Origin of the sequence: Crenothrix sp. (assembly GCF_043729335.1) — a bacterium.
Classification (GTDB): domain Bacteria; phylum Pseudomonadota; class Gammaproteobacteria; order Methylococcales; family Methylomonadaceae; genus Crenothrix.
The window spans coordinates 47909-57407 of record NZ_JAYTLQ010000032.1; the positions used below are offsets into that span (position 1 = coordinate 47909).

Annotated in this window: 11 protein-coding genes; 7 read left to right on the forward strand and 4 right to left on the reverse strand. The window is 43.8% G+C overall.

The features are described from left to right. Positions 1-60: 60 nt before the first annotated feature. From ACHZC4_RS07955 to ACHZC4_RS07965, 3 genes are read left to right on the forward strand one after another with little or no spacing between them, the layout of a single operon-like run. Complete coding sequence (locus ACHZC4_RS07955; RefSeq protein ID WP_394753299.1) at positions 61-315, forward strand: DUF883 domain-containing protein; 255 nt, start codon at positions 61-63, stop codon at positions 313-315. Positions 316-326: 11 nt separating this feature from the next. Further along, positions 327-770 carry a phage holin family protein gene (locus ACHZC4_RS07960; protein ID WP_394753300.1) on the forward strand — a complete coding sequence of 148 codons (444 nt, stop codon included), beginning with the start codon at positions 327-329 and terminating at the stop codon, positions 768-770. Further along, on the forward strand, positions 767-1150 hold the full coding sequence (locus ACHZC4_RS07965; RefSeq protein ID WP_394753301.1) for a hypothetical protein: 384 nt from the start codon (positions 767-769) through the stop codon (positions 1148-1150). The genes ACHZC4_RS07960 and ACHZC4_RS07965 overlap by 4 nt, the downstream gene beginning before the upstream one ends. 26 nt (positions 1151-1176) lie before the next feature. On the opposite strand, the gene ACHZC4_RS07970 is transcribed toward ACHZC4_RS07965, so the two are convergent. The 4 genes from ACHZC4_RS07970 to ACHZC4_RS07985 form a co-directional block, all read right to left on the reverse strand. Beyond that, the gene (locus tag ACHZC4_RS07970) at positions 1177-2727 is read right to left on the reverse strand and encodes a SulP family inorganic anion transporter (protein ID WP_394753302.1); all 1551 of its coding nucleotides are present in this window, start codon (positions 2725-2727) and stop codon (positions 1177-1179) included. Positions 2728-2754: 27 nt separating this feature from the next. Beyond that, positions 2755-3393 (reverse strand): carbonate dehydratase, encoded by a 639-nt coding sequence (gene can, locus ACHZC4_RS07975; RefSeq protein ID WP_394753303.1) that lies wholly within the window; start codon positions 3391-3393, stop codon positions 2755-2757. Positions 3394-3612: 219 nt separating this feature from the next. Further along, positions 3613-4749, reverse strand: a complete 1137-nt coding sequence (locus ACHZC4_RS07980; protein WP_394753304.1) for a glycoside hydrolase family 5 protein — start codon at positions 4747-4749, stop codon at positions 3613-3615. Positions 4750-4790: 41 nt separating this feature from the next. Continuing rightward, positions 4791-6473, reverse strand: a complete 1683-nt coding sequence (locus tag ACHZC4_RS07985) for an ABC transporter ATP-binding protein/permease (RefSeq protein ID WP_394753305.1) — start codon at positions 6471-6473, stop codon at positions 4791-4793. Between the two features lie 162 nt (positions 6474-6635). Here ACHZC4_RS07985 and ACHZC4_RS07990 point away from each other — a divergent pair, with 162 nt between their 5' ends. The 4 genes from ACHZC4_RS07990 to ACHZC4_RS08005 all read left to right on the forward strand — a co-directional run bounded on the left by ACHZC4_RS07990 (position 6636) and on the right by ACHZC4_RS08005 (position 9310). Continuing rightward, entirely contained in the window at positions 6636-7565 is a 930-nt protein-coding gene (locus ACHZC4_RS07990) for a glycerophosphodiester phosphodiesterase (RefSeq protein ID WP_394753306.1), read from the forward strand. Between the two features lie 454 nt (positions 7566-8019). Further along, a complete protein-coding gene (locus tag ACHZC4_RS07995) occupies positions 8020-8256 on the forward strand; it encodes a hypothetical protein (protein WP_394753307.1) in 237 nt (78 codons plus the stop codon). Between the two features lie 135 nt (positions 8257-8391). Continuing rightward, entirely contained in the window at positions 8392-8589 is a 198-nt protein-coding gene (locus ACHZC4_RS08000; protein ID WP_394753308.1) for a hypothetical protein, read from the forward strand. A 127-nt stretch (positions 8590-8716) separates the two neighbouring features. Further along, the gene (locus tag ACHZC4_RS08005; RefSeq protein WP_394753309.1) at positions 8717-9310 is read left to right on the forward strand and encodes a bacterioferritin; all 594 of its coding nucleotides are present in this window, start codon (positions 8717-8719) and stop codon (positions 9308-9310) included. Positions 9311-9499 lie beyond the last annotated feature (189 nt).

Genomic DNA, 9499 nt, shown 5'->3' on the forward strand with positions numbered 1-9499 from the left:
TACGCTAAAAACGTTAAAACTATCAATTCCCGTAATAATACGGTTTAAAGACAGGACATAATGATGGACATTAAAGATAAAGCAGAAGATTTTAGAGACAAAGCCGGCGATTTTGCTGATGAAGCGGGCGATAAAATCGCTAAGGCCAGCAGCAAAGCAGGCAATTACTTGGGTGAAAAAGGTGGACAATTGAGAGACGCTGAACAACGTGTAATGGGCGAAACGTGCAGTTATATTAGCGAAAATCCAGTGAGCTCCATTGCTATTGCAGCCACCGCCGGCTATTTACTAAGCCGTATGTTAAGTGCCCGTTAGACCGTAGAGTAATGAAGCCAAACACCAAAAAGCCTGAGGCGCTTGGACAAACTGCCTCACACGACGATCCCCTTAATGGGGGTGGTGTACTGCAAAATGTCCAGGCACTCTTGGCCGAATTACGTGCATTAGGCCATGGGCATTTACTGCTCGCTGTGCTAGAAGCACAGCGAGCAGTGCAAAGCATAGTCACTATGATTATAGCGGGGGTAATGGTAGCGCTGTTATTGGTAGGTGCTTGGCTGGGTCTTATGGTGGCTGGCGTTTTGGGTCTGGTCGAATATGGCATTATGGCGACGAGTAGCGCCACATTATTAGCCGTAGGCTTTAATTTACTACTCGCTTTAATTCTTTGTGTGGTAATAATGCGCAAAAAACGTTACCTGAAATTTCCATCGACGCTACGTAGCCTTAAACCTATGCCTTTAAAGCCTCAAGATGCGAGAAAGCCATGAAAATATTCAAATCTTTAAGCACTGAAATTAAAAATGCCGAGCGTCAATTATTAGTCCATCAACAAAAGCTGGATGCCTGCACGGTTACCTTGCTTAAAAAGGTGCAACAAAAGCTGCAACAATACGTGGCTACGCCAGGAACGCTGTGGTTAGGCGGTGGCGTTGGATTTATTCTGGGGGAAATCACCAAGCAACCGCCTAAAAGATCATCGGCCACAGCAAGTCATTCACGTAGCCCAGAAGGCTCTCCTTTAAGAAGAGTACTTAATCTGGTGTCCTCGGCGCACAGTCTGTATTCTGCTTTACCTATTGTTTGGATGCTGAAAAATATTTATCAGCCTGGTGGCGCGTCAAATTTATCACCTGATGATGACGTTTAAAACCTATGAAGCGCCACTGTCAACCATTACAAAGTAGGTGTCGTCGCTACGCTAAAACCTTCTAATTCAACAGCAATATTACGATTTGCTGCCGTCAATACAAAGTCGTTAATAGTTTCCATAATGTCATAATCGACGAACTGGGCTTTATAGCCATCAATAATCAACACACTGTTTTTAGGGATTGTATTCAAATGCTTTCTCAGCAGCGCCTTGTTTAAAAACGACACATCTTTATGCAAGCGCAATAAATAATGCGAATTATGCTGGGTGAGGGTTATGGCCGCTTGATAATTGGCTTTTAACACAAAAAAGAAGCCACACGCCATACCAATAACAATGCCTTGCAATAAATCGGTGACCAGAATGGCGATTACGGTGATCGCAAACGGTAAAAACTGGTTCCAGCCTTTGCGGTAAAACTCCATAAATAATTTGGGTTTCGCCAGCTTGTAACCGGTCTGTAAAAGAATAGCCGCCAAACACGCCAGCGGAATAGCATTAAGATGATGTGAGAAAAACAACACGCTCACCAATAACAATAGTCCATGCAAAAAACACGACATTCGGGTTTGGCCACCGGCGTTGATATTGGCTGAACTACGCACAATAACCGCAGTAATCGGCAATCCGCCCATCAAGCCGCTGATAATATTACCCAGACCCTGCGCTTTAAGTTCGCGGTTGGTGGGTGTGGTACGTTTATAAGGATCAAGCTTATCTACTGCTTCAATGCTTAACAGCGTTTCAAGACTGGCAATAATGGCTAATGTAATGGCAATACTGTAGACCTTAATATTGCCCAGATGGCTAAAATCTGGCCACAACAACTGTTCGACAAATGCGGCGGGATTGCCCAATGGGGGTAAGGCGACCAAATGCTTTTCACCAATCACCCAATCCGGTGCAAAGCGCACTGCCAGTAAGTTATAGCTAATCCCCCAAACCACTGCCAGTAAAGCCCCCGGAATGCGTCTTAGCCCGCTAAAGCGTTTTAAATAGGCACTGTCCCAAATAATCAGGATTAACAACGACACGGCACTGACCAGCGTTACACCAGGGGTAATACCCTCCAGGGATTGAAAAAACTCAAAGAAACTGGTTTCGGCGGTTTCTTGCATATAACTTTCATCACCGTCGTAGCTAATATCATAACCGGTAGCATGCGGGGTTTGTTTAATAATCAGGATTAAACCAATGGCCGCTAACATCCCCTTAATGACCGACGCAGGGAAAAAAGCACCGATCACACCGGCTTTTAAAAATCCCAACACGACCTGTAAAACACCTGCCAGCACCAAGCTGACTAAAAAACCATTAAAGCTGCCCAAGGTTTCAATGCCATTCAATACAATCACTGTTAAGCCAGCGGCAGGCCCTGAGACGCTCAGATGAGAACCGCTCATCCAGGACACGACAATTCCGCCAATTAATCCGGCAATAATACCGGAAAATAACGGCGCCCCCGATGCCAGGGCAATACCTAAACACAAGGGTAGCGCTACCAGAAACACGACGATTCCCGCAGGAATATCCTGGCGCAAGTGGGTGAGATAATAATTGATATGTGTTTTCATAATACTTTTAAAGACCGCAATTTTTAATTAAAGATCATCTGTGTATTGATAAATAGTCGGAATGCTAGACGCATCTTCTACCTTAATGAGTTCGGTAATTAAGCCATCTTCCAGGCCATAAACCCAGCCGTGCAGAGTGATTTTTTGACCGTTTTTCCAGGCCGACTGAATGATGGAGGTGTACGCCAATCTTTGTACTTGTTCAATGGTATTAAACTCAATCAGGCGGCTAAGCCTTTTTTCAGGCTCCAAAGCCTCCAGTTCATCCTGATGCAATCGGTAGACGTCTTTAATGTGCATCAGCCATTTATTAGTCACCAGCAGGTTGGATTGTTGGCGTTGCAGTGCCGCTTTAACACCGCCACAGCCATAATGGCCGCAGACAATAATGTGTTTAACGGCGAGTACATTAATGGCATATTGCACCACGCTAAGACAATTAAAATCGGTATTAAGGACCTGGTTGGCAATATTACGGTGCACAAAAATATCTCCAGGGTGCGCATTAACGACCGTTTCGGCAGGCACGCGGCTGTCTGAGCAACCTATCCATAAAAACTTAGGGTATTGTTCTATCGCTAGTTTTTTAAAGAACTCCGGATCTTTTGCGCCCATTTCTTGTGACCAGGCTTTATTTTCTAAAAGAAGCTTTTCCGGTGTGTGCATACGACATCTCTCCCTATAATGAGTGTTAAAACTATGTAAATATACCTAGTAGGTATGGCCATGTGCAAACATAATTCGTAAAACCTGTAAACATTGGCTGTTGGGTTAAATATTTTGGCTCATAAAGCAAATTATGTGCTGACTGGCGAAACAGTGGTTGTTGGGGTTCCTAACGTCAACACCAACCTAACTTTTGTTTGCTTAAATGGGTAGCCATAGTTACAAAGCCCCATCAAAACCAAACTGATCCGGTAACCAGCCATTCTTAACGCAATCACGAAAACACCATGCCGGTACCGTTTCGGTTTTATAGCTCCAAAAAAACCAGCCCAGATAGCTTTCAAAAGTGGCTAATTGGGCAGAGGCATAGGCGCGATACGCCACATTTTTTTGAAACTCACCCATCGTTTCCAGTGCATGGTTAAAAGGCCCGTTAGCCCAAAGCGACACCACTTTTAAATCCATACCCAAACTCCATTCACCCACATAAGTACCGCGTTGCATGTCTTTACCAATGAGCTCTGCTTCGTGCTTCCAGTTTACGATTGTTTGTTTAAGGTGTCCAAAAATATCCAGATCAATTTCTTGCCGAGTGAAACATTGGTAACGATGAATATCGAGCACGGTATTCTCAAATTCTGGCGGCATTAAAAACTCAAGATACTCGGTATAGGGGCGAAAGCCATCACAAAAAATAACCGCCACGTCCTCAGCGGCGCAATGCTTACGGATACGATGGTAGCCATCGGTTGTGTATTGTTTCAGCAGATGGGTATCGATATCCCAACGCGGCTCATTTAACACCTCAATCCCGTGTAATGCACCCTGCCCTTGATAACGCTCAGCCAGCTTTTCCAGCACCCACAATGAATGCTCAATATAACTTTTATCGGTAGGCCAGTCACACACATCCTTAATGCCGCCATTATCAAAGCCATTTTGACAGCCTGGCGCGGCATGTAAATCCAGTATTATCGACAAACCCACCGCTTGTGCCCACTCAAAAGCCTGATCGAGTATATCAATGCCACCCTCAACAAAAGGATAACGTGATTCGCCATACACGCGATGATAGGGGTAATTTGCGCCAAAAATCCAGTGCCCAAGCGGAATGCGCACCGCATTAATACCGATGCTGGCCAGCCAGACGAAATCATCGCGGGTGATAAAGCTTTGCCAGTGCTGCTTTAAGCGTGATTCGGCCTGGGTACCCAGCTCAACACAATAGCTGGTTTCATCGGTTGCCTTCAAGCCTTCGAACAAACTGGGGGTCATCCATTTTTCCAGCACCAGCCAACCGCCAAGATTGACACCACGTAGTTTTTTATCGTGTTTATCCAGTGTGGCATGATCCATGATCTGTTTCCTTCTATTAAGTGACTAAAATATCCGACAGGCTAGATTTTTAATTTGCGCTGATGAAAATCTTCAGCCGTGGGCTGATTGGTAATGTTCATGATAGTGACATCAGGAAGCTCTTTGGCCAATAATTCCAGCATTTGTATTTCGCCATCGGGGGTTAGTGAATCCAGGGCTTCCTGGATAAAAATCCATTTGGGTTTATGCAATAAAACGCGAACCACACCCAAACGTTGTTGTTGTTCACGGGAAAGTAGCTGTTCCCATGATTGCACTTGGTCAAGCTGCTTGGCTAAATCTTTTAGCCCTACTTTTTTCAACAATTTTTCCAAATCAGCCCGTCTGAGTGAAGCTACGGCTTTGGGGTAAAAAATAGCCGTATGCAGCGTACCGCTTGGCAGATAAGGCCGTGGTGGCATAAAAAACAAAGGCTCCTCGGTAGGGATTTCAATATGACCAGAACCCCACGGCCATAAACCAGCAATCGCCTGGAACAATTTTTCACCTGCGCCTGTTTCACCGCAAATCAAAACCCGTTCCCCGGCTTTAATTTCATCATTGATAGTTTCCGAGATGGTTTCATTTTCCAAATTGGCTATAGTGACATCGGTAAACTTCAATAGCGGTTGTTCTGACGTATCTACACAAATTTGGTGCGCAGCAAGTCCTTCTATATCCTGATCCAGCTCATCCAAGGCTTTAACCAGATTGACAACGCGCTCAAACGAAGTGCGCCATTTAGCAATTTCTGCCATATTATTGACCGGCCAAGACAGCGCAGAAACCATGTGCCCAAATGCCTGGACAGATTGCATTAATGTACCCAGCGTTATTGCGCCCGTAATATAACGCGGTGAAGCGGCCAGAATGGGCAGCGCCATTGATATGACCGAATAGCCTGATGTAAATATTTGAATGCGTGTCCACGCCGCTGTTTGTTGCTGATAGGTGGCAATAATAGCTCGAAATGAGTCAATAAAACGCTCTTGTTCGTTGTCCTCGCCATGAATTAAGGCAATCGCCTGGGAATTTTCATGGGCTTTTATCAGTTCATGCCGATAATTAGCTTCTTCGGTTTGCCGCGCATTGGTTGCAACAGTCAGTGGTTTACCCATCCACCAGCCTAATATGGAGGCGAAAAACGAATAAATAATAGCAATCCACACCAAATAGCCCACAATAGGCAGCGAAAATGAGCCTAGATTTAAAACAACGGTACCCGATAATGTCCACAGAATTTTGCTAAAGCTTACCAGCAACAAAACACTGTAAAACAGTGAAAGAGCCAGTGAGACAGCCTCTTCGGTCACTATGCGGATATCTTCTGCAATACGTCCATCAGGATTGTCATGGTCGGATTTTGACATAAAAGTCACCTGATAATGCCGGCCTTTGTGCATCCATCTGGAAATAACTTTTTTGGTAAGCCACGAGCGCCAACTGATAAGCAAACGCCTTTTAACAATGAGATGCGTCGTCGTTATCATGATGTTGGCCAGGAAAATGCCTATTAACAATTCTATCTGGGTAATTAAATCTAACATTGAATGCTTTTCCAGTGCATCAAAAAGATCCTTGTTCCATTGCGCAATGCCAATAGCAATACTAATTTGCATGATGGTCAGCACAATAAGTAATGCTGTATCTTTGCGTATAGCATTTTTATTTTTAGAACTCCAAAACCCTCCGGTTAGCTTTACAAATTGTTTAAAAAATCCCATCTTGGCCTTGCATTGGTTTATCCTTCATTTATTGAAATTGCTAGTGTTGGCTACGTCAACCGTTCATTATCTGATTCTTAGCGCCTATTGTATTATGGCTAGCAATAGCGAGCTGATATAAAGCGTTTTTGCACACAACAAGCCTGTAACAACTGGGACACTATGAAATTAGAGACATCACCCCGAATTCTAAATATAGCGCACCGGGGCGCTAGAGCTTATGCGCCTGAAAACACGCTGGTGGCGTTTGCCAAAGCCAAAACCTTTGGCTGCCAAATGTTCGAGATGGATGTACGTTTGTCAAAAGACGGTGTCGTTATTGTTCATCACGATGAACAGCTGACCCGATGCACGGATGTGGTCAAAAAATTCCCTGGCGGTAATAATTATAAAATTGCAGATTTTACTGTCGAAGAGTTGGGGCGTTTAGATGCTGGCAGCTGGTATATTGCGCAATTGGCGCTTCCCAATACAGAAAGATTGCCGTTTTTATATAGCTTAACCGCTGATGAGATGGCTCAATTTGTCAGCCCCGCAGAGCGTCAGCTTTATGCTTCCGGTGCTGTCAAAATACCCACGCTGATGGAAACCCTAGCGTTGGCTAAAAACATCGACATGAGCGTCAATATAGAACTTAAAGCACTGCGCGATAATAGTGCAAGATTGGTTACTGGTGTACTGGAAGTTGTGGAAGCGCTGAACATGGAAAATAACGTGCTTATTTCTTCTTTTGAGCATGATCTGCTAAGGCAAATACGCCAACAATCAGCTCATATCGCTACAGCGGCGCTCACGGAAATCCCTTTAAAAGCGCCGTTAAGTTATTTACGCCAGCTTAAAGTGAATGCTTACAATTTGGCCTGCTATAAAGACTTAAAGCACAATGATTTCAGTAATAGAGCCAGTCAGCGCTATCTTGCCCATATTGAAAAAATTCGCAAAGCAAATTTTGGTGTCAATATCTGGACATGCAACGACCGCGAAGAACTACGATATTTACTGGCAGCTGGCGTAACCGGTTTGGTATCGGATTACCCTAATCGGGTACGGGAAATAATCGCGGCTTATGATGCAGGCTTCATAAAATCCTGAGAAACTGACCTTAAGAACATGCATGAAATAACGTAACTGCTCGCCCACCCCTATATTTTTTCAGAGATAGCGTAAAAAATTTTGGCAGCTTTTTCCGACAAAAATTTCAATTTATGACCTTTGCCTTATTTTTTGCAGGCAAATGCGGCGCAGCTTGCACAACGCCCAAGAGACATTGGACAGTTACCTGACAGACAACCAGGCAAAGACCGATGAAAACTTTATTTAACCATGATGCGCTTAGTGAAAGTTTTGGCTGACAACAAAATTTTAGCTATGTGCGCTAGCTAACAGACAATAAAAAAATATCACCGTATTCTAAGGCTACAAAACAAAAGCTTCGCCACTATTCCGGTGTACCGATATGAAATGGCATTTGTAACGTGTGTGTTTTGTCACCTATACCTACGGGTAACCTTACTGATTTTCATGAACCTTTGAATGAGAGAAACAAATGAAAAGCCAAATTAAAAGCAATTGGGAACAAATTAAAAATGATGTTAAAGACCAATGGAGCTGGTTTACCCATGATCAACTGGATTTAATTGACGGCAAACAAAATTATTTTATAGGTAAACCCTATAAAAATAGCTATGTGCAGGACAAAGTTGAAGCCGAAAAACGCTTATCCGAATGGCAACAGCTTCAACGTGACAAGCTACGTAATCAAGACAAAAAAATGTTGGGCTAAAAGCAACTTGAGATGGGAAATTGCCTTCTGGCTGTTTTAAGTGGATCAAAAAAGGACTGTAGTAGGTCAAGCGAATGACAAACCCGCCTTAAACAGCCTAGCTCTCCCAAATAATGTAACCCATGAAATAAAAACATGAAAAATTTTAAATTAAGCTCATTTATTTTAGTAATTGGCCTTGTTTTTAGTATGGGCGTAATGGCCGGAACATTATCCAAAAAAACCTATACCCCCCTCATCTACAATGGTTACCTAGCGTTTAGCCCTGAAGCCTTGGATGAGAATGCCGCACACCTGTGCATTAGTGATGCAAAGTCTCGATTCCACCTCTAAGCAACCCGCTAAACACATAAATCTTTCCTGGATATACGAAGGAAAAATCTTTTCGCACGTTTTGCCTTGCTTTTTGTTAGTCAGTGCGTGGATTTTTTTACTATGGGCAACTACTAAGGACACTACAATGAAACCGTCTACAAACCAAAGCGCCACAGCAAATTCAACAACGCTGTCAGATATTAAAACCCTACGCGAACGCGCCCGCATCAATATTGAAGGCGGCGCAGTTACTGAAGGCTATGGCGCCGACCGGGCAGAAGTGATTAGATTGTTGAATGAAGCGCTGGCAACCGAATTGGTGTGCGTATTGCGTTATAAACGCCATTACTTCACTGCAAAAGGCATTCATTCAGAGTCCGTTAAAGCTGAATTTTTGGAACATGCGATTGAAGAAATGGTTCACGCGGACCGTTTGGCCAAACGCATTACGGAATTAGGCGGTGAGCCTAATTTTTCTCCAGAGGGTTTGAGTGAGCGTAGCCATGCCGAATATGTTGAGGGCGATAGTATTAATTCGATGATTAAAGAAAATTTAATTGCCGAACGTATCGCTATTGAAAGTTACCGCGAAATGGTGATGTATTTGGGTGAGCATGATCCTACCACGCAGCGTATGCTGAAAGAAATACTCACTGTTGAGGAAGAGCATGCCGATGATCTTTCTTCGCTGTTAGCCAGCATGGGGTCTGAGCATAGCGAGCAGCACCAAAGGGCTTAGGCCATTTGGCTACCAATTTAAGACGGGGCAGTTTAAAAAATCCGTTCGTATCCAAAGGGCATAAATAGTGAACCATTCGACAAGCTCATGAGATCCTAGTACTCAGTCAATCTTATTTTGTCAGTCAGATATTTTAAAAAACCGTTCGTGGTGAGCTTGTCGAACCATGAACCACAAGTCCTTCGACAG

Excerpts from the sequence above, each read along its gene's own strand:
- ACHZC4_RS07955 (WP_394753299.1), top strand. The coding sequence starts at position 61 with ATGATGGACATTAAAGATAAAGCAGAAGATTTTAGAGACAAAGCCGGC.
- ACHZC4_RS07960 (WP_394753300.1), top strand. The coding sequence starts at position 327 with ATGAAGCCAAACACCAAAAAGCCTGAGGCGCTTGGACAAACTGCCTCA.
- ACHZC4_RS07965 (WP_394753301.1), top strand. The coding sequence starts at position 767 with ATGAAAATATTCAAATCTTTAAGCACTGAAATTAAAAATGCCGAGCGT.
- ACHZC4_RS07970 (WP_394753302.1), bottom strand. The coding sequence starts at position 2,727 with ATGAAAACACATATCAATTATTATCTCACCCACTTGCGCCAGGATATT.
- can (WP_394753303.1), bottom strand. The coding sequence starts at position 3,393 with ATGCACACACCGGAAAAGCTTCTTTTAGAAAATAAAGCCTGGTCACAA.
- ACHZC4_RS07980 (WP_394753304.1), bottom strand. The coding sequence starts at position 4,749 with ATGGATCATGCCACACTGGATAAACACGATAAAAAACTACGTGGTGTC.
- ACHZC4_RS07985 (WP_394753305.1), bottom strand. The coding sequence starts at position 6,473 with ATGGGATTTTTTAAACAATTTGTAAAGCTAACCGGAGGGTTTTGGAGT.
- ACHZC4_RS07990 (WP_394753306.1), top strand. The coding sequence starts at position 6,636 with ATGAAATTAGAGACATCACCCCGAATTCTAAATATAGCGCACCGGGGC.
- ACHZC4_RS07995 (WP_394753307.1), top strand. The coding sequence starts at position 8,020 with ATGAAAAGCCAAATTAAAAGCAATTGGGAACAAATTAAAAATGATGTT.
- ACHZC4_RS08000 (WP_394753308.1), top strand. The coding sequence starts at position 8,392 with ATGAAAAATTTTAAATTAAGCTCATTTATTTTAGTAATTGGCCTTGTT.
- ACHZC4_RS08005 (WP_394753309.1), top strand. The coding sequence starts at position 8,717 with ATGAAACCGTCTACAAACCAAAGCGCCACAGCAAATTCAACAACGCTG.